Origin of the sequence: Humibacillus xanthopallidus (assembly GCF_006716675.1) — a bacterium.
Lineage (GTDB): Bacteria > Actinomycetota > Actinomycetes > Actinomycetales > Dermatophilaceae > Humibacillus > Humibacillus xanthopallidus_B.
The window spans coordinates 675,894-701,745 of the sequence record NZ_VFPM01000002.1; the positions used below are offsets into that span (position 1 = coordinate 675,894).

Here is a 25,852-nt window from a genome sequence, read left to right on the forward strand (position 1 = left end):
CCCTGCGGTGGCCCGTCAGGGCCCTGAGGGGTGCGCCCACAGGGTGCCGACAGCCCGACAGGTATGCCGCCCGCTGGGCCGCGGCTCACCGGCGGCCCCCGTCAGGGTGGGGTCAGCGCTTGACCGCGACGAGCAGGCCCTCGCCGACGGGCAGCAGCGCGGTGACGAAGTCGTCGCGCTCACGGATCGCCCGGCCGACCTCGCGCAGCGTGCGGGTCTCGGGGTCGCGGTTGGCCGGGTCGGCCTCCTTGTCCGACCACGTCAGCACGAGCGTGCCGCCCTTGCGCAGGAGGCGGGCGCCCTGCTCGACGTAGTCGGGATACTCCTGGCGGTCGGCGTCGACGACGACGAGGTCGTAGGCGCCGTCGGTCATGCGCGGCAGCACCTCGAGCGCCCGCCCGGCGATGACCCGGGTGCGCTGGTGCGCGAAGCCGGCGGCGGCGAAGGCGTCGCGTGCGGCGCGCTGGTGCTCGGTCTCGAGGTCGATCGTCGTGAGGATGCCGTCGTCGGGCATGCCGCCGAGGAGCCAGAGTCCCGACGCGCCCGCGCCGGTGCCGATCTCCATGACCGCCTTGGCTCCGGTGGCGGCGGCGAGCAGCTGCAGTGCGGCCCCGACCCCGTTGCCGACGGGGCGGGCTCCGAGCTCCTCGCCGTGGCGCAACGCCTCCTCGACGTGCGCGCCCGGGGTGACGAACTCCTCGGCGTGCGACCAGGCGGCCACCTTCTGGGTGCTCATGCTCGCCAGCCTACTGTGACGCATGGGACGGGCCGGGGAGGGCCGTGCCTGTGGAGTGTAAGGATCTCGTCATGGATGACACGCAGGGCACCGAGCACCCGGACCAGCCGATCCCCGAGCACCGCCGACCGAGTGGCGTCGACGACAAGACGGTCGAGGCTCTCGGCAAGCTGTCCGAGGCCCTTGAGGTGGTCGAGGACGCGCGCGGCCACCTCTACGGCTTCCACCGGCTCTCCGGCATGGCCGACCTCACCCTCGGGGAGGCCGTCGAGCTGTTCCGTGCGGCCGGCCACGACGGCCTCGCCGACCGCCTCGAGAGCGAGCTCGTCGGGCGCAACGTCGTCGAGGGCCGCTGGACGTTCCAGATCGTCGAGGAGTACGACGACGACTACTACGCGACGTTCAAGCGGCTCGAGGAGCAGGCGCGCGGCGACCTCGTGGGTGGCCGCCGCCACCTCTTCGAGGCGGAGATGAAGGAGGACCGCCGCACCCGCGGACGCGCCCACCACGAGGCCGTGCCGGGCGGGTCCGCGGCGGCCCGCTCCCCGCAGAACCCCGAGACGTAGCCCCCACACAGGATTCACAGGTTCCTGACAGGTTCCGATGTGCGGACTCATGGGTGACATCGAGAGGCTGATCGGGAACGAAAGAGGGGGAGACGACGTTCTCCACCTCACAGCCCCCGTGAAAGGCGTGAGCCCATCGTGACCTCCAGCGTGACCAGCAGCCAGCTCCCCGCCACGGGTGAGCCCGACGCGGCCTGGACTCCCCCCACGTGGGAGGAGATCGTCGAGCAGCACTCGGCGCGCGTGTACCGGCTCGCCTACCGCCTCACCGGCAACCCCCACGACGCCGAGGACCTGACGCACGACGTCTTCGTGCGTGTCTTCCGCTCCCTGCACTCCTACCAGCCCGGCACCTTCGAGGGCTGGCTGCACCGCATCACGACGAACGTCTTCCTCGACAAGATGCGTCGCAAGCAGCGCATCCGCTTCGACGCCCTCCCCGAGGACGCCGCCGGCCGTCTCGCGAGCCTCGAGAAGGGGCCCGAGCAGACCTACCACGACTCCCGCTTCGACGACGACGTCCAGCGTGCGCTCGACGCCCTGGCGCCGGAGTTCCGGGCGGCCGTCGTCCTCTGCGACATCGAGGGCCTCTCCTACGAGGAGATCAGCGCGACCCTGGGCGTCAAGCTCGGCACCGTGCGCTCGCGCATCCACCGTGGCCGCGCCCAGCTGCGCGAGGCGCTCGCCCACCGCGCTCCTGAGGTCGTCGCCGCCGGTTCGTCGCAGGGCGGCAAGCCCGAGGCCCGCACGACCCGCCCGGGTCTGCGCCTCCCCGGCCGACGAGTGGCAGCAGGGACTCGCTGATGCAGCCGGAGGTGACGCCGTGACGCCACACCTACGCGGACAGGTGCGGGCCTACGTCGACCGGTCGCTGCCCCCGGCACTGCTGCACCTCTACGACAAGCACCTCGTGTGCTGCACGATGTGCCGTCACGCGGCCGACCAGGAGCGCCGGATCGTCGCGGCCCTCCGCTCGGACACCGGCGTCCCGATGAGCCTGCGCTCCTCGCTCATGGGCCTCGCGGCGACTCCGCCGCCGATGGAGGAGCCGATCCGCTCGAGCGGCCCGCGCATCCCCGTCCCACCGCTCGGTTCCCGTATGCCGTCCGGCCCGTCGCACGACCCCGTGCCCACCGTGCGCCCCACCGCTCCTCCGCTGCACCGTTCGCCGATGCGGGCTGCTGTCGTGGCCTCGATCGCGGCGGGGGCGTCGGTCGCGGCGGCGTGGGGTCTGGCCATCTCGCCGCTGCCGGGGGCTCGCACGACCACCGCCCGGGTGCCGGTCGCCAGCTTCGGCGAGGCGGGCTTCGGCTCCGCACCCCTCGGGGCGACGACGACCTTCCCGGCGCCGTCCGCTCCGACGGGGCAGACCGTCGCCGGTCCGGGCCTGTCGGAGGGCTCCTCGCGCTCGGCGGGGTCGAGCGGCTCGACCGGCTCGAGCGGCTCTCCCGGCTCGGCCGCATCGCGCGGCTCGGTCGCCACCCCCTACTGGGTCGTGCGCAACCGCGCGAGCGCGCTCGTCGCCGAGGTGGGCCCGGTGCGCCTCTCGGTCGCACGTTCGGCACAATCAGGGCCATGACCAACGAGTCGACGCCCGGCGCAGGGATCCCTCGCGACGCCCAGCCGGACGAGACGGGCATCATCGACCTCGAGCACACGCGCCCGGTGCCTCGCACCGAGGCGACTCCCTCGGGTCCGGATGCGCAGGAGCAGTCCGATGCCCGCGACGACGCCTGGTTCGACGTCTTCGGCCCCGAACACCCCACGCAGGGCCCGGGTGTGCCGGCGCGCGCGGACGAGGCATGGGGGAGCGACCGGGCCGACGCCCTCGCGGAGCAGGCCCACCGCGCGTCCTACGCGCCGCCCGTGATCGCGTCCGGCGCTCCTGGTGCCGATGGCGCGGGCATGCAGCAGGACCCCACGCAGCCGGGGCAGGCGGCGCCCGGAGCCATCGGCGGCTCAGGTGGAGGCTTCGCGTGGCCCGCCCCGTCCGGTGCGGCCGTGACCTTCAGGGATGCCCCCGTCGGTCCGGGCGCGCCGGGTGACCCCGACGCGGCGTCGCCCACCCGGCGCCGGCGCCGGCGCTCGCGGTCCGGGCTGCTCGTGGCCGGCGTCGTCGGCCTGTGCCTGCTCTCGGGCCTCGTCGGCGGAGTCGCGGGTCAGCTGCTCGACGACCGGGTCAACCTCGCCGGCTCGACCTTGCCCGAGCCGGGCCCGGGTGCGACCGACCGCCCCGCCGGCTCCATCGCCAGCATCGCCGCCACGGCCCTGCCCAGCGTCGTGACCATCAAGGTCGACGGCGGGGCGGAGGGGGCGGCCACCGGGTCGGGCTTCGTCATCGACGCCAAGGGCCACATCCTCACCAACAACCACGTCGTCGAGGGCGCTGCCGCCGGCGACATCGAGGTCGTGCTGAGCAACGGCGACACCGAGAAGGCCACGATCGTCGGCCGCGATGCCAGCTACGACCTCGCCGTGCTCAAGGTCAGCCGTCCCGGCCTCACGCCGCTGCAGCTCGGGCCGTCGAGCAAGGTCGTCGTCGGAGACCAGGTGATCGCGGTCGGGGCGCCCCTCGGGCTCGACCAGACCGTCACGACAGGCATCGTCAGCGCTCTCAACCGTCCCGTCACCCCCGGGTCCGGGGGCGGAGACGTGACCTCCTACATCAACGCGATCCAGACCGATGCGGCGATCAACCCCGGCAACTCGGGTGGTCCGCTGCTCGACCTCAACGGCAAGGTCATCGGCGTCAACTCGGCGATCGCGCGGGTGCCGGGGGCGAGTGGCACGACGGGCGGCAGCATCGGGCTCGGTTTCGCCATCCCGAGCGACCAGGCCCGCCGCACTGCCGACCAGCTCATCTCGACGGGCAAGGCGACCCACCCGATCATCGGGGTGCAGCTCGACCAGACCTTCAGCGGCGAGGGCGCCCAGGTGTCCGACAAGTCGACGGCAGTCACGGTGGGAGGCCCGGCCGACAAGGCGGGGGTCAAGCCCGGCGACGTCATCACCGGCTTCGAGGGCAAGCGCATCCGCACCCCTGACCAGCTCATCGTCTCGATCCGTTCGCGGGCCGTGGGCGACACCGTGACGCTCACCGTGAAGCGTGACGGCAAGCAGATCGACCTGCAGATGACCCTCGAGGCTGATCCGGACAGCTGACGTTCCGGCGACATCCGTATGATGACGCAGCCAGGGTCGCAGGGAAGCGAGGACGTGTGTTCGACATCAACGGCTGGGAGCTGCTGCTCCTCGGTCTGCTCGCCATCCTCGTGCTCGGTCCCGAGCGCCTGCCGGAGTATGCCGCGAAGTTCGGCCGCTTCGTGCGCCAGGCCCGCAGCATGGCCGACCGGGCCAAGGAGCAGCTCAAGGACGAGATGGGTCCGGAGTTCTCCGACATCGACTGGCGCGCGTACGACCCGCGGCAGTACGACCCGCGCAAGATCGTCCGCGACGCGCTCAACTCCCCGCCCGACGAGGACGAGGCCCCGGCGGCATACGACAAGCCGGTGAGCACCCCGCGGGGTCACGACCCCGCGCTGCCGACGCCCTGGGACGCCGAAGCCACCTGACGTGCCGAACGGCCGGAACGACCTCTCGTTCCGGCCGTCTCAGCGTCCGTATGCCGCCCCGCCCGTCCCGGCGCACCGTCGGCCGGGAGCCCGGCTGGCGCGGTCAGCGCCCGGCGGGCGTGAGGCCGAGCGAGCGGCCGGCGAGGCCGCGGGCGCGGGTGCCGAGGCCGCGGGCGATGCCGCGCAGGGCCACCGCGGCGGCCGAGTCCGGCTCGCCGAGCACGACCGGTGTGCCGCTGTCGCCGCCCTCACGCAGGCGCGTGTCGAGGGGGATCTGCCCGAGCAGCTGCACGGGCGCACCGATGCTCTTGGTCAGCGAGTCGGCGACCGCCTGACCACCACCCGAGCCGAAGATCTCCTGACGGGTGCCGTCGGGCAGCTCCAGCCACGACATGTTCTCGATGACGCCGGCGACCCGCTGGTGCGTCTGCAGGGCGATGGAGCCGGCACGCTCGGCGACCTCCGCGGCGGCCTGCTGCGGCGTCGTCACGACGAGGATCTCGGCGGTGGGGATGAGCTGTGCGACCGAGATCGCAATGTCACCCGTGCCCGGCGGCAGGTCGAGGAGCAGCACGTCGAGGTCGCCCCAGAAGACGTCGCCGAGGAACTGCTGCAGCGCCCGGTGGAGCATCGGGCCACGCCAGACGACGGGCTGGTTGCCCGGCACGAACATCCCGATCGAGATGACCTTCACCTCGTGCGCGATGGGGGGCAGGATCATGTCGTCGACCTGCGTGGGGCGCTGCTCCACCCCGAGCATCCGCGGCACCGAGAAGCCGTAGACGTCGGCGTCGACGACCCCGACCCGCAGGCCCTGCTCGGCCATCGCGGCGGCGAGGTTGACGGTCACCGACGACTTGCCGACGCCGCCCTTGCCGGACGCGACGGCATACACGCGGGTGAGGCTGTTGGGCTTGGCGAAGGGGATCTCCTTCTCCGGGGCCCCGCCCCGCAGCTGGGAGCGCAGCGCGGCCCGCTGCTCCTCGCTCATGACGTCGAGCTCGACCTCGACGGAGGTGACGCCCTCGAGGGCGAGCAGCGCGTTGCTCGAGTCGCGGGTGAGGGTCTCCTTCATCGGGCAGCCGGAGACGGTGAGGAAGATGGCGAGGTCGACCTTGCCGGCGTCGTCGATCTCGACCGACTTGACCATGCCGAGCTCGGTGATCGGCTTGCGGATCTCGGGGTCGTTGACCTTCGACAGTGCCGTGAGCAGGGCGTCACGGCTGGGCAGTGCGGGGACAGACATGTCCTCCATCGTAGGCCGACCCACGGGGGCTCACGGCCGCGGGCGTCCTGCGCCCCCGTGCACCCCCGGCGACGACGCTCAGCGCTCCGTGGCGGCCTCGTCCTCGCCGCGGATGAGCGAGCGCTCCTCGAGCTCCTCGAGAAGGTTGCGCAGCTCGGAGCGGACGAAGTCTCGCGTCGCCTGCTCGCGCAGGGCGATGCGCAGCGAGGCGACCTCGCGGGTGAGGAACTCGGTGTCGGCGAGGTTGCGCTCGTCGCGGGCGCGGTCCTGCTCGAGGGTCACGCGGTCGCGGTCGGCCTGGCGGTTCTGCGCGAGGAGGATGAGGGGGGCGGCATACGACGCCTGCAGGCTGAGCATCAGCGTGAGGAAGATGAAGGGGAACTCGTCGAAGCGCAGGTTGACCGGCGCGGCGATGTTCCAGACGACCCAGACGGCGACGAAGACCGTCATGCCGATGATGAAGCCGGCCGTGCCCATGAGGCGCGCGAACTGCTCGGACAGGACCCCGAAGGCCTCCTGTGAGAGCGTGATCCGCGGCAGCACCCGGGCGCGTTGCTCCTGGGGCTGGTCGAGCTTGTCGCTGTGCCCGGCGCGGGCGGCGCTGCGGCGCTCGGAACGCTCGCTCACGGGCGCACCCCGATCTCGTGCCGCTCCTCACGCCAGTCCTCGGGGAGGATGTGGTCGAGGACGTCGTCGACGGTCACGGCCCCGATGAGGCGCCCGTTGTCGTCGACGACGGGCAGCGAGACGAGGTTGTAGGTCGCGAGCGTGCGGGTGACCCGCTCGAGGGAGTCGCTCGCTGCCACGGGCTCGATCTCCTTGTCGATGATCGACCCGATCGCCGCGTGCGGCGGCTCGCGGAGCAACCGCTGGATGTGGACGAGCCCGAGGTAGCGGCCGGTGGGCGCCTCGAGCGGCGGCCGGCAGACGTAGACCATCGAGGCGAGCGCGGGCGCCAGCTCCTCGCGGCGCACGGTCGCGAGGGCCTCGGCGATCGTCGCCTCGGGCCCGAGGATGACCGGCTCGGTCGTCATCATGCCGCCGGCGGTGTTCTCGTCGTAGGCGAGGAGGCGACGCAGCGGGGCGGCCTCGTCGGGCTCCATGAGCTGGAGGAGCTGCTCGGCCTGCTCGGGCGGCAGGTCGGCGAGCAGGTCGGCGGCGTCGTCGGGCTCCATCGCCTCGAGCACGTCAGCCGCTCGCGCGTTGGCCAGGCCCGCGAGGATCTCGACCTGGTCGTCCTCGGGCAGCTCCTCGAGGACGTCGGCGAGGCGCTCGTCGTCGAGCGCGGCCGCGACCTCGGCGCGCCGCTTCGGGTTGAGGTCGTGGATGACCTCGGCGAGGTCGGCGACCTTGAGGTCGTCGTAGGTCTCGAGGAGGCGCTCGGCGCTCTGGGCCCCCAGCTGCTCGTGGAGGCCCACGACGTCGCGGATGTCGACGAGCATCGTCTTGCCCGAGCGCCGTCGCGTGAGCCGCGACATCGCCTTGGACGCCGACGAGACGCCCGTCGCGGCCTGCCGCACGAAGACCTTGACCCCGAGCCATTCGCGCCGCGGCCCCTGCTCGATCGCGAGGTCCTCGACGAGCGCCGACGCGAAGCCGGCCTCGACCGCCTCGGGCGCCGTGACGGTGACGGTGCGGTCGAACAGCTCGGCCGCGACGAGGACCTCGTTGGTGCGCTGCTCGAAGCGACGCATGTTGACCAGGCCCGTCGTGATGACGGCGCCCGCGTCGATCGAGGTGACCCGCGTCATCGGCACGAAGACACGACGGCGCCCGGGCACCTCGACGACGAGACCGATGACACGAGGCTGGGGGCGGCTGGACGAGAACATCACCACGACGTCGCGCACGCGGCCCACCTGGTCACCCAGCGGGTCGAAGACCGCGAGGCCGGTGAGGCGCGCAACGAAGACGCGGGTGCTTGCGCTCATGAGGCAAGGCTATGGGGTCAGCCGCTGCGCCGACGGCCGCCACGACGTTGCCGCTTGGCCCGCAGCTTCGCGCGCTCCCGCGCGGCCTTGCGCGTCGCCCGCTCGGCAGCCTTGGCCCGCTTCCGGGCTGCCTTCTCCTCACCCCGGCCACGCCAGTGCCAGGGGCGCCACGACGTCGTCGTCGCAGCGGTCCGTGCGGGCGCGGAGCGGGCGTCGTCGGCGGCATACGCCCCCGGCGCCTCGAGCGGTGCGTCGAAGGGGACCAGCGCCGTGAGGGTGCACGTGTCGGCCCAGCGGGTCAGCGAGTCGTCGACGGCGTTGAGGCGCGAAGCCCGCAGCAGCTCGGCGGCCGTGGCCCACTCCGGGGTTCCGGGCTCGAGGACGTGGGTGTGCGCGCGGAGCGTGAGGAGGCGGCCACCGGTGTCCTTGCTGCGCAGGATGAGCCGCACCTCCTCGGGCAACCAGGGCAGCGGCTGCTCGCCGGGTCCGCTGACGACGTATGCCGCCCCGTCGTCCCACACGTGCCAGGCGGGCCACGCCCGGTCGCCGGCGACGTCGATCCAGAGCAGCCCCGACTTCGTCATCGCCTCGCCCAGCAACGCGACCACCGCCGGCGCGGAGGTTGCGGAGGTCGCGGAGGTCGCGGCGGAGTCGCCGGACGCGGCTGGTCCGGCGGTCGCGACGGGCTCGGCGGGCTGGGCGGTCACGGCACCACCCTAGTGATCCATGCCTCAGGACGGGCGGGCGTGACTGTCGTCATAACCGGGTCGCACCGGGCGTTGCTACGTTGCAGCCCATGCGCAGCGCGAAGGACTTCTTCCGTCCACTGGCGGTGGGTGCGCCGACCCCGATCACCGAGGTCCCGGCCCGCCCGTCCCGAGTCATCCACTTCTTCGACCCGAGCAACGCCAAGATGGCGGCGAAGGTGCCGGCCATGGTCGGCACCGTCGACGTGCTGCTCGGCAACCTCGAGGACGCGGTCAAGGCCGACCGCAAGGAGGCCGCCCGCGCCGGGCTCGTCGAGATCGCGAAGGCGACGGACTTCGGGGAGCACACGCAGCTCTGGACGCGGATCAACGCGCTCGACAGCCCGTGGGCCCTCGACGACCTCACGACCCTCGTCACCGAGATCGGCGACAAGCTCGACGTCGTCATGGTGCCCAAGGTGCAGGGGGCGGAGGACATCCACTACGTCGACCGGCTCCTCGCGCAGCTCGAGGCGAAGGCCGGACTGACCCGCCCGATCCTCGTGCACGCGATTCTCGAGACGGCGCGCGGCATGGTCAACGTCGAGGAGATCTGCGGCGCCTCGCCGCGCATGCAGGGGCTCTCGCTCGGGCCTGCCGACCTCGCTGCCGACCGCCGGATGAAGACGACCCGCGTCGGGGGCGGGCACCCCGGCTACCTCGTGCGCACCGACCCGGTCGACGGCGACGTCACCGGCGCCCGGGCGACGGCGCAGCAGGACCTCTGGCACTACACGATCGCCCGGATGGTCGATGCCTGCGCCATGCACGGGATCTACCCCTACTACGGCCCCTTCGGCGACATCCAGGACGTCGTCGCCTGCGAGGACCAGTTCCGCAACGCCTTTCTCCTCGGCTGTGTCGGCACGTGGTCGCTGCACCCGGTGCAGATCGAGATCGCCAAGCGGGTCTTCAGCCCGTCGGCCGAGGACGTCGCGCACGCCCGGCGCGTCGTCGAGGCGATGGGTGACGGCACGGGTGCCGTCATGCTCGACGGCAAGATGGAGGACGACGCGAGCCTCAAGCAGTGTCTCGTCATCGTCGAGCTGGCCGAGCGCCTGGCGCAGACCGATCCTGTGCTCGCCGAGCTCTACGCCGACGCGCGGGAGTCGGGCTCGCCGGAAGAGCCCGCTCCGGCGAGCGCGTCCGGCGCTCCGGGGGACGGTGACCGGCGATGACTGACAACCACACGGCATACCGCCCTCGTCGCTCGGTGCTCTACATGCCGAGCTCCAACGAGCGCGCCCTCGAGAAGGCGAAGACGCTCCCGGTCGACGCCCTCATCCTCGACCTCGAGGACGCCGTGGCCCCTGACGCCAAGGACATCGCACGCGAGAACGCCTGTGCCGCAGTGCGGTCGGGCGCCTACGGCCGGCGCGAGCTCACGATCCGGGTCAACGGTCTCGGCTCGCAGTGGCACGACGCGGACCTCGCAGCGGCGGCGGCGGCCGGGCCCGACGCGATCGTCGTGCCCAAGGTCGGGTCGGCGGAGGAGGTCCGCTCCCTCGTGGAAGCCATGGAGGCGGCTGGTGCTCCGGCGCACACCCGCCTCTGGGCCATGGTCGAGACGCCGGCCGCCGTGCTCCACGCGGAGGAGATCGCCCTGGCCTCCGACCGCCTCGCCTGCCTCGTGCTCGGCACGAACGACCTCTACAAGGAGCTCGGCGCGACCTTCGTGCCCGGCCGTGCGGCCGTGCAGACCGCGCTGCAGCTCGTCCTGCTCGCCGCTCGGGCTGCCGGGGTGGCCGTGGTCGACGGGGTCTACAACGACGTCAAGGACGCCGAGGGCTTCCTCGCCGAGGCGCGCCAGGGGCGTGAGATGGGCTTCGACGGCAAGACCCTCATCCACCCCGGGCAGGTCGGCCCGTGCAACGACGTCTTCGCGCCGGGTGCGGACGAGGTCGAGCAGGCCCGGGCCGTCATCGCGGCGTTCGAGACCGCGCAGGCGCAGGGCCGCGGCGTCGCGACGCTGAACGGCCGGCTCATCGAGAACCTCCACGTCGACACCGCGCGGAAGGTGCTCGCGACCGCTGAGGCGATCGCCGCCCTCTCCTGAACCCCACCCCACGGTGGGGCGGGCGTGAGGCCGGGTGTGGCGTCAGCTCATCCCGATGCGCGCCGCGATGATGCTCGTGACGATGACCGACGTGATCGTCACCGTCGAGAAGCCGGCGACGATCATCTTGGGCAGGATCTCGTGCTCGATCGCCGCGACCTCCTCGGGGCTCTCGCCGGCCCCCTTCGCGGCCTCCTGCGACAGGATCATCGTGCCCGGGAAGCCGTAGAGCGAGGTCAGGCCGATCGCCACCGACATGGGGATGCTGTAGCCGAGCAGCTTGCCGACGAGGGCCGAGAAGCCGGCGATGCCGACGATGCCGAAGAGGAAGGCGAGCAGCAACGGGAACGCGAGCGCCGAGACGTCCGAGGGCTTCACCGTCGCGAGCGGGCCGAAGACGAGGATCATGATGGCGATCATCATGAGGCCGAGCGAGTCGATGCCGCTCAGCACCGAGGGCTTGAAGACGCCGGTGGTGCGCAGCGCGATGCCGAAGAGCAGCGCGACGACGAAGGTGTTGAGGATGCCGTCGGTGAGGTTGTTGATGCCGAGGCTGAGGAGCACGACGACACCGACGACGAAGAGCGTGCCGGCGGTCGTGCGCAGGGCCGACGGGAGCTTCGAGCTGTCGGAGGCGGCAGGGTCGTCGGCCTCGGGCAGCACGAGCGAGCCGGCACGGTAGTCGGCCTTGAGACGAGCGGCCTCCCGGCGCAGGAGGATCGAGGTCAATGGGAAGCCGATGAGGCCCTGAAGGGCAGCGATGAGCACGGGGAAGATCGCGATGCTCGTGAGCCCGACACCGAGAGCCGCCTCCTGCACGATGAGCACCGAGATCGTGCCGCCGCTCAGCGCTCCCGTGCCCGCGACGACGAAGTCGAGCGCCTGGGCGTAGCCGTCGGCGACCGAGCCGGTGATGCGGGAGCCGAAGATGAGCCCGGCCACGAGCAGGGCGACACCGATGCCGATCACGGTGGCGACGCCGATGAGGAAGGTCTTCCACTGCTTCTTGAAGTCGTCGAGGCTGATCATCGTGCCGAGGTGGACGATGATGAAGCCGACGACGACCCCGGCGAGAGCCAGGAGGCTCGAGCTCGCCAGCAGGTCCTCCGGGAAGATGCCCGTGAGGAACCCGATGAGGAAGATGATCGAGGCGACGAAGAGGGAGGAGAGCAGCGACTTCGTCTTCTTCGCGACGAAGTCGCTGATCGTCCAGACGAGCATCACGACGACGAACGCGAGCACCGGGTTCAACGCAGCCTCCGAGGGATGAGGGACGGTGGCTAGATCCAACCACCCGCCGGCCCCTGTCTGCCGCAGATCGTCCATGGTTGTCGCGTCGGGTCCACCGAGTTCCGTCGCGGGCGCGCAGCAATGAGGCAGGACCTGTGGGATCAGGGCGCGGGCCTCGGGCGTTGGACCCGACATGGAGGACACGGAGCGCCGCGCACCGGAGGGCCCGCGCACGGCCGACGGCCCGCGGCCGACCGACGGGCCGCGGCAGACCGACTCGCGCCCGATGACGCGCCGTCGCCTCCTGACCCTCGGCGCGCTCGGCGTCGCCGCCGCCGGGGGCACGTATGCCGTGACGCAAGCGGGCGGCATACCCTCGCTGCCCGACGTGCCGGGGCTGTCGGGCCTGTCTGCCCCTGCTCCGCGGGAGCTGCGCATCGACCCGGCTCCCGTCGACTACACCGAGCTGCAGTCGAGGCGAGCCGTCGGCACCGCGGCCTACGTCTACGAGGTGAACGGACGCCGCTCCGCCTACTACGTCACCGAGGCCTTCGGGAAGCGGCTCGACCGGTGGATCGCACTGCACCGCAAGCACATCGGTCAGGTCCCGGATGAGCTCCGCTCCTACGGAGCGTGGGTCCGAGGATCGTCGACGTCGTGGCACAGCTCGGGCGAGGCCATCGACATCGCGCGGTTGCGCGCCGACGGCAAGGACCTCGTGTCGCTGCGACACGACCTCTGGCGGGACGCGCCTGCGTCGGAGCTGCGGCGCCGTCTCGCGCTCTACTGGCGCACGGCCGCGGGACTGCACCACGAGTTCGCCGACGTGCTGACGTACCTGTTCGACGATGCCCACGCCAACCACATCCACGTCGACATCGGTCGCTTCGGGCCGGAGCAGCCGCGCCTCATCCAGCGGTCGAACGCGCAGGTGCAGGCGGTGCAGGCGATGTGCCGGCACGTGTGGGGCCGCACCGAGGTGCAGATCACCGGTGACTACGACGACGTGACGCGCGATGCGACGACGCGCATCCTCGAGCAGGCGGGTGGCCCCGGCGAGCTCGCCGAGAGCCGCGAGGCGTGGCAGGCCTTCATGGTGGCCACGATGCAAAGGGCGTGAGGCACGCGCGGGCGCGACCCTAGGATCGAGCGCATGCCCAAGAGCGTGCTCACCCCGCAGGCGGAGGACTTCCCCCGCTGGTACCAGGACGTCGTCGCCAAGGCGGAGCTCGCCGACAACGGCCCGGTGCGCGGCACGATGGTCATCCGACCGTACGGCTACTCCATCTGGGAGCGGATGCAGGCCGACATGGACCGGCGGATCAAGGAGGCTGGCGCGCGCAACGCGTACTTCCCGCTCTTCATCCCCGAGTCGTACCTGACCCGCGAGGCGGAGCACGTCGAGGGTTTCAGCCCGGAGCTGGCGGTCGTGACGCATGCCGGAGGCAAGGAGCTCGAGGAGCCCGTCATCGTGCGGCCGACGTCCGAGACCGTCATCGGCGAGTTCATGGCCAAGTGGACGCAGAGCTACCGTGACCTGCCGCTGCTGCTCAACCAGTGGGCCAACGTCGTGCGCTGGGAGCTGCGGCCCCGCATCTTCCTGCGCACGAGCGAGTTCCTCTGGCAGGAGGGGCACACGGCCCACGCCACCGAGGAGGGCGCTCGCCGCTACGCGAAGCGGATCCACGAGGACGTCTATGCCGCCTTCATGCGCGACCTGCTCGCGATGCCCGTCGTCCTCGGCCGGAAGACGGCTCGCGAGCGCTTCGCCGGCGCGACCAACACCCTGGCCCTCGAGGCGATGATGCGTGACGGCAAGGCCCTCCAGATGGGCACGAGCCACGAGCTCGGCCAGAACTTCGCCCGCGCGTTCGACATCTCCTACCTCTCCGAGCACGGCCGGCAGGAGCTGTGCTGGACGACGTCGTGGGGCAGCTCGACCCGCATGATCGGCGGGCTCATCATGTGCCACGGCGACGACTTCGGGCTGCGGGTGCCGCCGCGGCTGGCGCCCGTCCAGGCGCTCGTCATGGTCGTCAAGGCCGGAGAGGGTGTGGAGGCGGCGGCTCGTCAGGTGGTCTCCGACCTCCTCGCCCGCGGAGTGCGTGCCGAGCTCGACGCGAGGGTCGACACCCCGTTCGGGCGGCGGGCCGTCGACGCGGAGCTCAAGGGCATCCCCGTCCGCGTCGAGGTCGGCCCCCGGGATCTTGCCGAGGGGGCGGTCACCGTCGTGCGCCGCATCGCCGGGGGCAAGACGTCGGTGCCTCTCGGCGGGGTCGCCGACGTCGTGGCCGGGTCGCTCGACGACGACCACGAGGCGCTGTATGCCGCCGCGCTCGCTCATCGGGATGCCCGCACGACCACGGTCGCCACGATCGACGAAGCCGCCGAGGCGACCCGCACGGGCTGGGCCCTCATGCCTTGGGCGAGCCTCGGGCCGGAGGGAGAGGCCAGCCTCGCGGAGACGGGCGTCACCGTCCGGTGCCTGACCCTGCCCGACGGCTCGGTGCCCCAGGCAGAGGACGACCCCGACGTCATCGCGGTCATCGGCCGCGCCTACTGACCCCCCCCACCAATCGAGAGAGCACTTCGTCGGTTTGCCGCTGGGCGGGGATCGCGGGCGAAGGCCGGACGGACTGCTCTTTCGATTGGGGGAGCGTAGGTGCAGTGTTCACCGGCAATCGAGAGAGCACTTCGTCGCCACGCCGCGGGGCGGCGATCGCGGGCGAAAGCCGGACGGAGTGCTCTGTCGATGGGGCGTGGCGTTGCTGACACCGGTTGTCGGGAAGAGACGTGCGTCGGGCATGGTTGTGGGGTGCGTGAGGACGGTGAGCGCGACGTGAGCGACGAGACGGTGACCCCCGGACGGCATACGGCCACGGCGTCGTCGGCCCAGCCGGACGTGCTCACGCCGCTGCTGCGCGAGCGCGAGAGCGTCATGATCTACGACCGCACCCACGTGCTGTCGACTCCTGCCCTGCGCGCCATCCTCGAGGCTGCCCGGTGGGCGCCGTCGGCAGGCAACTCGCAGCCATGGGGCTTCATCGTCGGCCTGCGCGGGGACGAGACGCACGCCGCCATGGTCGAGGTGCTCTCCTCGGCCAACCAGGTCTGGGCGCCGGCGGCATCCGCGATCATCCTCACCCTCCACCAGGTGGCGACCGACGAGGACCATGAGATCGCCTACAGCGACTACGCGATGTTCGACCTCGGCCAGGCGGTCGCCCACATCACCGTGCAGGCGCGCTCGATGGGGCTGCAGGTGCGCCAGTTCGGCGGCTTCGACCACCGAGCCGCCGCAGAGCGTTTCGACGTGCCACCCCACTGGGCGGTGACGACCGGCATCGCGCTCGGGCTGCCCGCCGAGGCCGGCGCCGACGACGCCCTGCCCGAGTGGCTCAGGGCGCGGTCGAGACTCCCGCGCTCACGGCTGCCACTCGAGGCGTTCGTCCATTCGGGCAAGTTCGGTCACGCCGCCGACTTCCTCACCGACTGACCCGCGCCTCGAGCACCGCCAGGTCACGCTCGGCGAACTGCCGGTGGTGCCACTCCTCGTTGAGCACGATGAGCAGGCACTGGCGCACCTCGAAGCTGCGCGACGGGGGCCAGCTGTCACCCGCGACCGGCTCGGTGCGCGCGGCGAGCGACTCGTCGGTGAGGCTCTCGATCACCGACCGCACGACAGCCATGCGGTCGTGTCGCACGGCGAGGACCTCGTCGAGCGAGGGCCGGACCGCGCGGTCGCGCGGGATGCCCGGCGTGTCGGGCATGCCGTCCCACGGCAGCTCGAGCGGGTGCCAGGGCGTCGGGTTGCCGAGGATCGCCCGACTCACCCACGCGTCGGTGGCGAACGCGAGGTGGCGCAGCGTCTCGATGAACGACCACTCGCCGTCCACCGACTCGTGGAGCAGCTGCGGATCGAGACCTCGGGCGCGCTCGACCGTCGAGGCCCAGCGGCGTTCGACGATCTGCCAGGCCTCACGGAAACCGGCCGGGTCGACCGGCCTCATCTTGGCTCGCTCGGGCTCGCGCCGGTCGAGCTCGGCCTCGACGAGCGGCGCCACATCGACGCCGTTGAGGACGAGGCGCTCGAACTCGCCGTCGATGCGGACGTCGCAGAGCTCGACCCCGCGCATGACGACGTCGTGCATCTCGACCCCGCGGAACCACGACCGCGAGAAGTCGGTGTCCACGAACTCCGAGTCGGTGAGCAGGGCCCGCACGAACCGGGACCTGCTCAGGTCGTCACCGTTGAAGTCAGCCATTCTGCGAATGTAGTGGCGAGGGCTGACACGACGGTTGCGTCGGTCGCCGGCACGTCTGGCTCCGGCTGGCAGAGGGCCTGATGACGTTCTCGGTCGTGTATCTCGTGACTGCCGCCGGCCTCTGAAGAGGGACTCACACTCCGAACCGGCCGAGTGGACGGGCTGAGACATGGAACCCCAGATCGTCGCCGCGATCATCGGTCCAGCGTGCACGGCGCTGCTGGCCGCCGTCGGCATCGCCCTCAAGAGCCTGCTCGAACAGCGCCGCAGTCATGGCTCTCGCGAGAGGGACATGCGCGTTGCGGGCGAGACCGTGGCGTTCATTGCCAGCTATCTGGCTGCCTTCGAGAAGCTGGACGTCCCGCCCACAGAGGAGGCGGCTGTCAAGGCGCGCGCCACCAGTGATCTGGAGGCTTCCTACCGGATCATGATGGCTGCGGCGGGCGATGAGCAGCAGAGCGACGCCCGGCCAGACTGGTCGAGGGTGGTCAAGGCCACCTTCCTCATTCCCCTGTGCCGTCCAGCGGCCCGGGTGGTTCGCGCGTTCTACTACTGCGCTCTCGTCTACGCGCTCGCGGTGTCCGCCCTGTACGTGTCGTTCGCCCTCACCGCCGACGAGGCGCAAGGTGCTACGGCCGTGGGCGTGGTCACCGCCATCATCCTGCTTCCCTTCAACGTCGTTCCTGCGCTCCTGCTGCACATGTGGGCGCGAAGGCTGGAGAGAGGTGCCCAGGCGGAGGCGAACGACCTGCCGGCAACGACGCCGCCGGCTCCCTGGCCGGCGCCGTCCGGCGAGCCGCTCACGCGGCCGCCCGCGGTGTGAGCGGCGGACCGGCACCGCCGGACTACCAGCGCGACGTGGCCGCGGCCATGAGGTCACCGAACAGCAGGCCGTCGTCGACGGCATACCCCCGCCTCGTGAACCACTGGGCCATGTTGTGGGCGTCGCGCTCGAGGAACTCCGGCCCGTGCGGGTTGCCGATGACGTCGACGATCTGCGGCCAGTCGATGATGACGAGACGGGACGCGTCGCCCTCTCCCTCGAGGAGCACGTTGTAGGGCGACAGGTCACCGTGGGCCCAGCCGAGCTCCGCCAGGTGGACCATCGCCTCGCGCAGCTGCTCGAAGAGCAAGGGCAGCACCTCGCTCCCGGGCCGGGTCTGCGAGAGGCGAGGCGCCGCACTGCCGTCGGGAGCGCCGATGAACTCCATCAGCATCTCGTCCTCGGACAGCTGCACGGGGTAGGGCACCGGTAGACCTGCCTCCCACAGGCGCACGAGCGTCTCGAACTCCGCGAACGCCCAGAGCCCACTGATGAGCTCCTTGCCGTATGCGGTGCGGGTGCGCATGGCACGGTTCTCACGCGACTTCCGCACCCGCCGCCCCTCGAGGTAGCCCGCGTCGCGGTGGAACATCCGGTGCTTGCTCGACCGGTAGCGCTTGCCGGCCATGAGGACGTCGCGCTCCGGCACGCCGGGCAGCCACCGGCGCACGAGGTGGACGTCGGCCTCCTTGCCCGTCTTGAGCACGCCGAGATCGCTCTCGACGGCACCGAGGTCGGTGATCACCCAGTCGGGGCGTGGCTTCGGCCCGTGGGTGGCACCGTCCCAGCTCGACCAGCGCTCACCCTCGGGCGGGCCGTCCGGCTGGGAGTCGACGGCGTAGGGCTCGCTCTCGAGCGCGGACAGCCGCCGGTCGTTCAGACGAGAGGTGCGGACCTCGTCGTCATCGTGGAATGCATTGAATGACAAGGGAACTCCAAGGAAGAAGTGATGTGGGCTGGCATGCCCGGGGCCGTCATCGACATGTCACCCTCCTCGGGTCCGGTGCGAGGCCCTGTGGCTTCGCGGTCGTCCCCGACGATCCCCGATGCCCGCCGGGCGGCGCAACCGAATATCCGCGCCCTCGGGGCCGTCACTTTGCGGCAATCCGTATCACTGCACCCGCCCGCGGCTCTACCGTGGCAGGGAGACGAACCGTCGTCGGTCTGTCGGAGGGGAGTGGGGTATGCCGTCCGCGTCCTTTGGTGGGGGAGCTGTGCGCGTGCGCACCCCCGGCAGCTACGAGGCCACCCCGGCCAGCGACCGGGGCGACCGCGACCTCGGCGACGGAACCGGCCACGCCGCAGCCAAATCCGCTCTGCTCGCCGCGTTGGGCGAGAGTGACTTCGAGGTCGTCGACCGCATCGACCTCACACCTCGGCGCAGCCGCGACCTCGAGTCGCCCGGCCCCGCGAATCGCCGCGGCACCGTCAGCCTCGACGTCGACGTGGCGCCGACCGACGACGCTGTCGTCCTGCTCGAGCGGGACGGTGTCTACTCGTGGCACCTGCCGCTGCGGCCGACGGGCGGCACGAGGTCGCTCGACGCCCGCACCCTGACCTTCGAGATCGACGTGCAGCCACGGAGGCCGACGTCCTCAAGCGCCCGGGCCACTCGCCGCGCTCGCGCTCTGAGCGCCGAGCAGCCCCACGACCGTGGGCTGCTCGGTGACCTCGTCCACGGCGCGGTGCAAGCGATCGTGCTGCGCTTCGCAGCCCCCCTCGTCGTCGGTGGTGTCGTGCGCAAGCTCGAGGAGTCCGTCCGACCGGGTCTGGTCCACGTCGCCGGCCCAGCCGCAGCGTCCTGGCGGCCGCTGAACGCGGGCGACACGCTGTCGCTGCCGACGGACCGGCCGGTGCGGCTCCTGCTGCTCGTCCACGGCACCTTCTCCTCGACCGTGGGTGCGTTCGCCGCGATGGGGCTCGTGCCGGGCGCCGGAGGCTTCCTGCCGTCGGTGCTCTCCGCCTACGACGCGGTCGTGGGCTACGACCACCGGACCCTCAGCGTCGACCCCAAGCAGAACGCGGGCGACCTCCTTGCCGAGCTGCGCCGCCAGCACCCGGGCACCAACCTCACGATCGACGTCATCACCCACAGCCGCGGCGGACTCGTGACGCGGTCCTTCGTCGAAGCCCTTCTGCCGCAGTCCAACTGGCCGGCGACCGTCGACAACATCGTCTTCGTCGCGGCGACCAACGGCGGCACGCACCTGGCAGACCCCGCACGGTGGCACGATCTCGTCGACCTGTACACCAACCTCGTCACGGTCGGCGCCACCGGACTGGCGATGCTGCCGGGCGGCGGTCCGGTCGCTGCCGTCGTCGGTGGCGTCGTGCGCGGTATCGGGGCACTCGTGAAGTACCTCGTCTCCTATGTCGCGGACGGTGATGACGTGCCGGGCCTCGCTGCGATGATCCCCGGCGGCCCGTTCGTCACCGACCTCAACGGCGACCAGCCCGGCCAGCCCGGACCGGGCGCGAACTGGCACGTCGTCTCCTCGAACTTCCACGTCAGCCTGCTCGACGGGAGCCACCGGCCACCGGAGTTTCCCAAGGAGCTGGCGGTGCGGCTCGGCGAAGGCTTCGTCGACGGGCTGTTCAAGGGTGACAACGACCTCGTCGTCGACACGGCCTCGATGTCTGCCATCGGGCCGCCCTCGGGTGGCTACGTCAAGGACTCGCTCGCCCTCGGCACGAACGACGAGGTCTATCACACGAACTACTTCAGCCAGCTGCGCGTCATCGACGCCATGGCCGGCTGGCTGCCGCTCGGCACGGGCGCCGGGGTCAGCGCCGAGGCCGCCCCCGAGGCCACGAGGGAGGCCACCACGAAGGCCACCACGAAGGCCACCACGAAGGCCACCACGAAGGCCACGACGACCACGACCACCGGCCGTGTCCGGCGGAGCAGCCGCACCACCCGCCAGCCCAGCGTTACCGAGAGAGGACGAGCCATGACGAGCAGAGCCCTGTGCGTGGGGATCAACGAGTTCAAGACGCTGCCCCAGAGCAGCTGGCTGAACGGCTGTGTCAACGACGCCGAGGACATCGCGGCGACGCTGAAGAAGAACGGCTTCCAGGCGCGCAACGTCACCCTGCTGCGAGACGCCGACGCGACGAAGGAAGCGATCATGAACGCCCTGACGAGCATGATCCGCAAGTCCAAGCCCGGCGACGAGGTCCTCTTCAGCTACTCCTCGCACGGCACCCAGGTGCCCGACCTGCCCGGCACCGAGGCCCCTGGCGACAAGGAGCCCGACGGCCTCGACGAGGCCTTCGCGTGCTACGAGATCGCGGTGGGCACCGACGGCTGGGACCGCGACACGGTCATCCTCGACGACGAGCTGCGCGAGCTTTTCGCCTCGGCCCCGGAGGGGGTGCTCGTCGAGGTGCTGCTCGACACGTGCCACAGCGGGTCGGGGACCCGCGACCTCGACGACATCCAGCGCGACCTGCTGCGGGGAAGGCGGCCGCGCTACCTGCCGCCGCCCACGGCGAAGGCCCTGGCCCAGGCGCGCACGATCCGGGCCAACCACCCGGAGGCCGTCGAGCGCAAGGCGCTGCTCTCCCTCGTGAAGTCGCGTGGCACCAAGGCCAAGCCGGTGCTCTTCGCGGCCTGCCGAGCCGACCAGACCGCCTCCGACGCGCAGTTCGGCGGTCGACCGAACGGCGCGTTCACCTACCTCTTCCTCAAGGCCCTCTCGGAGAACCCGAACGGCACGCGGACCGACCTGCACAAGGCCGTGACGAACGGCCTCAAGGCGGAGGACTTCGAGCAGCGGTCGACGCTCGAGGGCCCGGTCAAGGCCAAGAAGACGGGCTTCGGCCAGCTCTGGTGAGACGGGTGCCGCGGTGAGCCACACCACAGGTGTCGACCCTCACACGCGGGGGCACTGACCGACGGAGCTGCCCGGCGGCATACTCGGCGGAGGCGACCGGACGACCTCGTCGACCGAGCGCACCCGTTGACCCCCAGCCCGACGCAAGGTGGCGATCCGAGCATGTCCCGACTCCAGCAGACCGACGGCCTCACCGAGGAGCAGACCGAGCTCATCAAGCTCGTCCGCGAGTTCGTCGACGAGCAGATCATCCCCGTCGCCACGGAGCTCGAGCACAAGGACGAGTACCCCCAGGCCATCGTCGACGGGATGAAGGAGATGGGGATCTTCGGCCTCATGATCCCCGAGGAGTACGGCGGCCTCGGGGAGTCGCTGCTCACCTACGCGTTGTGCGTCGAGGAGATCGCCCGCGGCTGGATGAGTGTCAGCGGCATCATCAACACCCACTTCATCGTCACCTACCTCGTGCTGCAGCACGGGACCGAGGAGCAGAAGAAGCACTACCTGCCGAAGATGGCGACGGGCGAGATCCGCGGCGCCTTCTCGATGAGCGAGCCCGGCTGCGGCTCGGACGTGTCGGCGATCAAGACCAAGGCCGTCCGGGGCGACGACGGCGCGTGGACCATCAACGGCCAGAAGATGTGGCTGACCAACGGCGGATCGGCCAACCTCGTGGCCGTCCTCGTCAAGACCGACACGGGCGCCGACTCCGTCTACCGCAACATGACGACCTTCCTCATCGACAAGGAGTCCGGCTTCGGTGAGACCGCCCAGGGCGTCACCGTGCCCGGCAAGATCGACAAGATGGGCTACAAGGGCGTCGACACGACGGAGCTCATCCTCGACGGGCACCGCACGACCGACGCGCAGATCCTCGGCGGCGAGCCGGGCAAGGGCTTCTACCAGATGATGGACGGCGTCGAGGTCGGCCGTGTCAACGTGGCCGCGCGTGGATGCGGTGTGGCGAGAAGGGCTTTCGAGCTGGGCGTCTCCTATGCCCAGCAGCGTGAGACCTTCGGCAAGAAGATCGTCGAGCACCAGGCGGTGCTCTTCCGGCTTGCCGACATGGCTGTCAAGGTCGAGGCCGCCCACGAGATGATGGTCAAGGCCGCTCGCAAGAAGGACTCCGGCGAGCGCAACGACCTCGAGGCCGGCATGGCGAAGTACCTTGCGTCGGAGTACTGCTCGCAGGTCGTCGAGGACAGCTTCCGCATCCACGGCGGCTACGGCTACTCCAAGGAGTACGAGATCGAGCGCCTCTACCGCGAGGCCCCGATGCTGCTCATCGGTGAGGGCACGGCCGACATCCAGCGGATGATCATCGGGCGTCGCCTCGTCGAGGACTACAAGCTCAGGACCTGAGCCGGGCACCTGCCCGATCTGCTCGGGGTGGGATGCGAGGATGGACCCATGAGCCTGCAACCAAACCGAGCAGGGGGACGGCCCGGCTTCGCCACGCTCTCCCTCGACTACCCGATCTCGTTGGGCGTCTACGAGAAGTACGAAGACGCCCAGAAGGCCGTCGACACCTTGTCGGACAAGGAGTTCCCGGTCCAGAACGTCCTCATCGTCGGCACCGACCTCAAGCAGATCGAGCGTGTCACGGCGCGGCTCACGTGGGGGCGGGTCATCCTCGGTGGCCTGCTCTCCGGCGTGTGGCTCGGTGTCTTCGTGGGCCTCATCCTCTCCCTCTTCGGCCAGCCGGCGAGCACCTTCGGCCTGCTGCTCTTCGCCGCGCTGTGGGGTGGCCTGTTCGGCATCGTGTGGGCTGCGGCCGGCTACGCCTTCACCCGGGGACAGCGCGACTTCTCGTCGGTCACCCAGGTCGTCGCCACCCGCTACGAGGTCTTCTGCGAGCACAAGTTCGCCCAGCAGGGTCGCGAGATCCTCGCCGCGGCCGGCCTCGGCTCGACGGTGACGCCGACGGTCCTCCCGACGACGCCTCCGCCGCCCGACTCCTACCAGCCGCCGGGCGTCTGACGAGACGCCGCCAGCCCTTGGCCGCCTGATCTGCACCGAAACCTCCCTGTGGCGTGTCCTCCCTCGTGGAGGATCGTCACAGGGAGGTTTCTCATGTCCACGCATCATCCGCGCGGCCGCCACACACGCCGCACACTCAGACCTCACGCCCCATCTCGGGCGGCCGTGCTTGCCGTCGCGATGGCCACGGCCATCGCGCTGGCCGCCTGCGGACAGCCCACGCCGCCGGGGTCCGGCGACGGTCCGACGACCCTGCCAGCCGTCTCGACGGGCCCGCTCCGACCCGTGACGGCCCAGCGCCTCGCGGCCGACGGCGGGCTCGAGTGCCCAGAGGCGCTCGAGTCGGCCGAGGCCCTGACGGTGCCGGAGAAGCCCCAAGGTGTCGACGGCGCGGCGCGCCTGCTGCCCGAGCGCGACCCGGCGAGTCTCGTGGTCTGCGGTTACCCGACGATGCGGCTCGCGGCCTCGACCCCGCTCACCGCGCCCTTCCCGCGGTCGGAGCGCAGGGTGCTCGACGGGGCGCAGCGCCGGGCGGTCGTCGACCTGCTCACCTGGGCTTCGCGATGGAACGGCAGGGAGCGTCCGTGCACGGCCATGGCCGGTGACGAGACGGCATACCTCGTCGGAGCCTCCTACGGCGACGCGATCGTGTGGGTCGCGGCCAAGGCCGACGCCAATGCCTGCTCCAGGGGCACGAACGGCGACTTCGTCACGGGCGATCCCGTCGGCGTGCCGCTCGCGGCGACCATGACCGGGCAGGCCGTGGCGACCGGGAAGCCTTGTGACGCAGGAGGGCTCGGACGGCTTGACGACGACCGTACGCTCGCGCCGGAGGGTAGCCCGGTCGTGACCGTGTGTCGTCTCGATGCGCAGGGCACCTGGCATGCGACGGCTCTCGACGCCGCGCGCAGCGCGCGGGTCGTCGACCTGCTGCGCTCGCTCCCGACGCGTCCCACCGACCACGTCTGCGAGGGGGCCGGCGGCTCGACGGACGCCCGCTTCACCCTCGTGCTCCGGTATGCCGCCGGGCCGGCCCTGCGGATCAGCGTGGACCCCGCGTGCAGCCCCGGCGTGCTCGGGAGCGGCCTGGAGTCGGCCGATGCCGGGCCGCTCGTCGACCTCGTCGCCCCGTGGAGCCCGCCCATCCCGGGGCCGGACCCCAACGGATCGGTCTCCTCACCCTGAGCGCCGGACCGGCCCGGCCCGAGCCGGCCTGTCCCGGTCACGCCAGGGCCGTCCCGAATCGGGCGTGGGCGTCGCTGCAGGATCAGACCCCGCGCTGCGCCCAGATGCCGGCGATCCAGGCCTCGACGTCGGTGCTCGTGCGCGGCATGGCGGCCGAGAGGTTCTCGCAGCCGTCAGCGGTGATGAGCACGTCGTCCTCGATGCGCACGCCGTTGCCGCGCAGCTCGGCAGGGACGAGGTCGTCGTCGGCCTTGAAGTAGAGGCCGGGCTCGACCGTGATGATCATGCCGGGCTCGAGGATGGCGTCGTTGTACTGCTCCCGCGTCGCGAGGGCGCAGTCGTGCACGTCGATGCCGAGGTGGTGGCTCGTGCCGTGCACCATCCAGCGGCGGTGGTACTGCCCGTGCTCGGCGTCGAGAGTGGCCTCGACGTCGATGCCCTCGGGCAGCAGGCCCCACTCGTGGAGGTGCTCGGCGATGACGCGGATCGCGGCCGCGTGCACGTCGCTGAACCTGTTGCCCGGCCGGCAGGCGGCGATGCCCGCCTCCTGGGCGGCATACACGGCGTCGTAGATCCGGCGCTGCGCGTCGGTGAAGGTGCCGCTGACGGGCAGCGTGCGGGTGATGTCGGCGGTGAAGAGGGAGTCGACCTCGACGCCCGCATCGAGCAGGAGCAGGTCGCCTTCCTTGACGTCGCCGGTGTTCTTGATCCAGTGCAGCGTGTTGGCGTGGTCGCCGCTCGCGCAGATCGAGTCGTAGCCGACGCCGTTGCCGTGGTGGCGGGCGTGGAGGCCGAAGACGCCCTCGACCCAGCGCTCGCCCCGCCCGCGACGCACGGCCTCGGGGAGGTCGGCGATGACGGCGTCGAAGCCGCGGTGGGTGCCCTCGACGGCCGAGCGCATCTGCTCGACCTCCCAGTCGTCCTTGACCATGCGCAGGACGGACAGCCGCGCCGCGAGCTCCTCGTCGGCCTCGTGCGCACGCTCGGAGACGGCCTCCGCCTGCTCGGAGTCGGTCGAGGCGGCGGCGGCGTGGCGGGCCCGGTCGACGAGCGCGGCGACCTCCGGGTCGGCGTCGCGCACGACCCGGACCTGCACACTGTCGAGGTTCTTGCCGACCGCCTCGCCGAACTCGTCGATGTGGCGGGCCGAGATGCCCAGCTCGGACTCGACGTCGGCGAGGGTGGGGCGGGCGCCGACCCAGAACTCGCCGTAGCGCGAGTCGCCGAAGAACTCCTCGGTGTCGCGGTCGGCGAGCGGACGGAAGTAGAGGACGGCCTCGTGACCGTCGGCGGCCTCGCCCTGCTCGCCCAGGCGGGGCTCGAGGACGAGGACGGCATCGGGCTCGCGGTCGCTGCCGAGCCCCGTGAGGTGGGCGAACGCGCTGTGCGGACGGAAGACGTAGTCGCAGTCGTTGCTGCGCACCTTGAGGCCGCCGGCCGGCACGACGAGCCGGTCGCCCGGGAAGGCCGCGCTGATCGCCTCACGGCGCCGGGCGGCCCAGTCGGCCGCCTCGGAGCGCGGGGTCACCGCGGTGTCACGAGGGGCCCAGCCGGTGGCGACGAACGCCCGGAACTCGTCGGTCGTCGGGCGCTTGCGGCTCGGGGAGGTCTTCTGCTCTTCGCTGCTCACCCGGCCATGGTGTCACGAAGCGACCCAGCCGCCGAAGCGGGTTTGTGCCC

Annotated in this window: 24 protein-coding genes; 15 read left to right on the forward strand and 9 right to left on the reverse strand. The window is 71.4% G+C overall.

The genetic code is table 11. The features are described from left to right. Window positions 1-112 precede the first annotated feature (112 nt). The gene (locus FBY41_RS11065; RefSeq protein WP_141844332.1) at window positions 113-736 is read right to left on the reverse strand and encodes an O-methyltransferase; all 624 of its coding nucleotides are present in this window, start codon (window positions 734-736) and stop codon (window positions 113-115) included. 71 nt (window positions 737-807) lie between these two features. On the opposite strand from FBY41_RS11065, the gene FBY41_RS11070 reads away from it, so the two are divergent. From FBY41_RS11070 to tatB, 5 genes are all read left to right on the forward strand, one after another. Beyond that, complete coding sequence (locus tag FBY41_RS11070; RefSeq protein WP_141844333.1) at window positions 808-1,302, forward strand: hypothetical protein; 495 nt, start codon at window positions 808-810, stop codon at window positions 1,300-1,302. 138 nt (window positions 1,303-1,440) lie between these two features. Then, on the forward strand, window positions 1,441-2,106 hold the full coding sequence (sigE, locus tag FBY41_RS11075) for an RNA polymerase sigma factor SigE (protein ID WP_446496950.1): 666 nt from the start codon (window positions 1,441-1,443) through the stop codon (window positions 2,104-2,106). 19 nt (window positions 2,107-2,125) lie between these two features. Next, a complete protein-coding gene (locus tag FBY41_RS11080) occupies window positions 2,126-2,881 on the forward strand; it encodes a hypothetical protein (protein ID WP_141844335.1) in 756 nt (251 codons plus the stop codon). Beyond that, window positions 2,878-4,464: a S1C family serine protease gene (locus FBY41_RS11085; protein WP_141844336.1), complete on the forward strand. Its 1,587-nt coding sequence runs from the start codon at window positions 2,878-2,880 to the stop codon at window positions 4,462-4,464. Before FBY41_RS11080 ends, FBY41_RS11085 begins: the two co-directional genes overlap by 4 nt. Window positions 4,465-4,520: 56 nt before the next feature. After that, on the forward strand, window positions 4,521-4,874 hold the full coding sequence (gene tatB, locus FBY41_RS11090) for a Sec-independent protein translocase protein TatB (RefSeq protein WP_141844337.1): 354 nt from the start codon (window positions 4,521-4,523) through the stop codon (window positions 4,872-4,874). A gap of 103 nt (window positions 4,875-4,977) precedes the next feature. On the opposite strand, the gene FBY41_RS11095 is transcribed toward tatB, so the two are convergent. From FBY41_RS11095 to FBY41_RS23425, 4 genes are all read right to left on the reverse strand, one after another. After that, window positions 4,978-6,120: an Mrp/NBP35 family ATP-binding protein gene (locus tag FBY41_RS11095; RefSeq protein WP_141844338.1), complete on the reverse strand. Its 1,143-nt coding sequence runs from the start codon at window positions 6,118-6,120 to the stop codon at window positions 4,978-4,980. Window positions 6,121-6,198: 78 nt separating this feature from the next. After that, window positions 6,199-6,747 carry a DUF1003 domain-containing protein gene (locus FBY41_RS11100; protein WP_141844339.1) on the reverse strand — a complete coding sequence of 183 codons (549 nt, stop codon included), beginning with the start codon at window positions 6,745-6,747 and terminating at the stop codon, window positions 6,199-6,201. Further along, window positions 6,744-8,051 (reverse strand): magnesium transporter MgtE N-terminal domain-containing protein, encoded by a 1,308-nt coding sequence (locus FBY41_RS11105; RefSeq protein ID WP_141844340.1) that lies wholly within the window; start codon window positions 8,049-8,051, stop codon window positions 6,744-6,746. Before FBY41_RS11105 ends, FBY41_RS11100 begins: the two co-directional genes overlap by 4 nt. Before the next feature lie 17 nt (window positions 8,052-8,068). Then, window positions 8,069-8,758 carry a hypothetical protein gene (locus FBY41_RS23425; RefSeq protein WP_185749024.1) on the reverse strand — a complete coding sequence of 230 codons (690 nt, stop codon included), beginning with the start codon at window positions 8,756-8,758 and terminating at the stop codon, window positions 8,069-8,071. An 89-nt stretch (window positions 8,759-8,847) separates the two neighbouring features. Between FBY41_RS23425 and FBY41_RS11115 the strand changes: the two genes are divergently transcribed. Together FBY41_RS11115 and FBY41_RS11120 are read left to right on the forward strand one after the other, a co-directional pair. Then, on the forward strand, window positions 8,848-9,975 hold the full coding sequence (locus FBY41_RS11115) for an HpcH/HpaI aldolase/citrate lyase family protein (protein ID WP_141844341.1): 1,128 nt from the start codon (window positions 8,848-8,850) through the stop codon (window positions 9,973-9,975). Continuing rightward, window positions 9,972-10,853 carry an HpcH/HpaI aldolase/citrate lyase family protein gene (locus FBY41_RS11120; protein WP_141844342.1) on the forward strand — a complete coding sequence of 294 codons (882 nt, stop codon included), beginning with the start codon at window positions 9,972-9,974 and terminating at the stop codon, window positions 10,851-10,853. The genes FBY41_RS11115 and FBY41_RS11120 overlap by 4 nt, the downstream gene beginning before the upstream one ends. Before the next feature lie 42 nt (window positions 10,854-10,895). Here the strand turns inward: FBY41_RS11120 and FBY41_RS11125 are convergent, their stop codons facing one another. Beyond that, the gene (locus tag FBY41_RS11125) at window positions 10,896-12,095 is read right to left on the reverse strand and encodes a hypothetical protein (RefSeq protein ID WP_260439804.1); all 1,200 of its coding nucleotides are present in this window, start codon (window positions 12,093-12,095) and stop codon (window positions 10,896-10,898) included. A 181-nt stretch (window positions 12,096-12,276) separates the two neighbouring features. On the opposite strand from FBY41_RS11125, the gene FBY41_RS11130 reads away from it, so the two are divergent. The 3 genes from FBY41_RS11130 (at window position 12,277) to FBY41_RS11140 (ending at window position 15,579) form a co-directional block, all read left to right on the forward strand. Beyond that, window positions 12,277-13,203 carry an extensin family protein gene (locus FBY41_RS11130; protein ID WP_260439698.1) on the forward strand — a complete coding sequence of 309 codons (927 nt, stop codon included), beginning with the start codon at window positions 12,277-12,279 and terminating at the stop codon, window positions 13,201-13,203. Window positions 13,204-13,236: 33 nt separating this feature from the next. Further along, the gene (gene proS, locus FBY41_RS11135) at window positions 13,237-14,646 is read left to right on the forward strand and encodes a proline--tRNA ligase (protein WP_141844344.1); all 1,410 of its coding nucleotides are present in this window, start codon (window positions 13,237-13,239) and stop codon (window positions 14,644-14,646) included. A gap of 252 nt (window positions 14,647-14,898) precedes the next feature. Further along, the gene (locus FBY41_RS11140; protein ID WP_221629258.1) at window positions 14,899-15,579 is read left to right on the forward strand and encodes a nitroreductase family protein; all 681 of its coding nucleotides are present in this window, start codon (window positions 14,899-14,901) and stop codon (window positions 15,577-15,579) included. Here the strand turns inward: FBY41_RS11140 and FBY41_RS11145 are convergent. Continuing rightward, entirely contained in the window at window positions 15,569-16,348 is a 780-nt protein-coding gene (locus FBY41_RS11145) for a DinB family protein (RefSeq protein ID WP_141844346.1), read from the reverse strand. The genes FBY41_RS11140 and FBY41_RS11145 overlap by 11 nt on opposite strands. 169 nt (window positions 16,349-16,517) lie before the next feature. On the opposite strand from FBY41_RS11145, the gene FBY41_RS11150 reads away from it, so the two are divergent. After that, entirely contained in the window at window positions 16,518-17,171 is a 654-nt protein-coding gene (locus FBY41_RS11150) for a hypothetical protein (RefSeq protein WP_141844347.1), read from the forward strand. 22 nt (window positions 17,172-17,193) lie between these two features. Here FBY41_RS11150 and FBY41_RS11155 read toward each other — a convergent pair whose 3' ends face one another. Beyond that, window positions 17,194-18,099, reverse strand: coding sequence for a serine protein kinase RIO (locus tag FBY41_RS11155; RefSeq protein WP_141844348.1), 906 nt, complete (start codon window positions 18,097-18,099; stop codon window positions 17,194-17,196). A gap of 256 nt (window positions 18,100-18,355) precedes the next feature. On the opposite strand from FBY41_RS11155, the gene FBY41_RS23950 reads away from it, so the two are divergent. The 4 genes from FBY41_RS23950 (at window position 18,356) to FBY41_RS11180 (ending at window position 24,172) form a co-directional block, all read left to right on the forward strand. Further along, entirely contained in the window at window positions 18,356-21,007 is a 2,652-nt protein-coding gene (locus tag FBY41_RS23950) for a DUF7362 domain-containing protein (RefSeq protein WP_260439699.1), read from the forward strand. A 162-nt stretch (window positions 21,008-21,169) separates the two neighbouring features. Beyond that, complete coding sequence (locus FBY41_RS11170; RefSeq protein WP_141844349.1) at window positions 21,170-22,369, forward strand: acyl-CoA dehydrogenase family protein; 1,200 nt, start codon at window positions 21,170-21,172, stop codon at window positions 22,367-22,369. Window positions 22,370-22,417: 48 nt separating this feature from the next. Continuing rightward, window positions 22,418-22,987 carry a general stress protein gene (locus FBY41_RS11175; RefSeq protein WP_260439700.1) on the forward strand — a complete coding sequence of 190 codons (570 nt, stop codon included), beginning with the start codon at window positions 22,418-22,420 and terminating at the stop codon, window positions 22,985-22,987. Between the two features lie 180 nt (window positions 22,988-23,167). Beyond that, window positions 23,168-24,172: a hypothetical protein gene (locus FBY41_RS11180; RefSeq protein WP_141844350.1), complete on the forward strand. Its 1,005-nt coding sequence runs from the start codon at window positions 23,168-23,170 to the stop codon at window positions 24,170-24,172. Between the two features lie 82 nt (window positions 24,173-24,254). Here the strand turns inward: FBY41_RS11180 and FBY41_RS11185 are convergent, their stop codons facing one another. Continuing rightward, window positions 24,255-25,802, reverse strand: coding sequence for an aminopeptidase P family protein (locus tag FBY41_RS11185; protein ID WP_141844351.1), 1,548 nt, complete (start codon window positions 25,800-25,802; stop codon window positions 24,255-24,257). Between the last annotated feature and the right edge of the window lie 50 nt (window positions 25,803-25,852).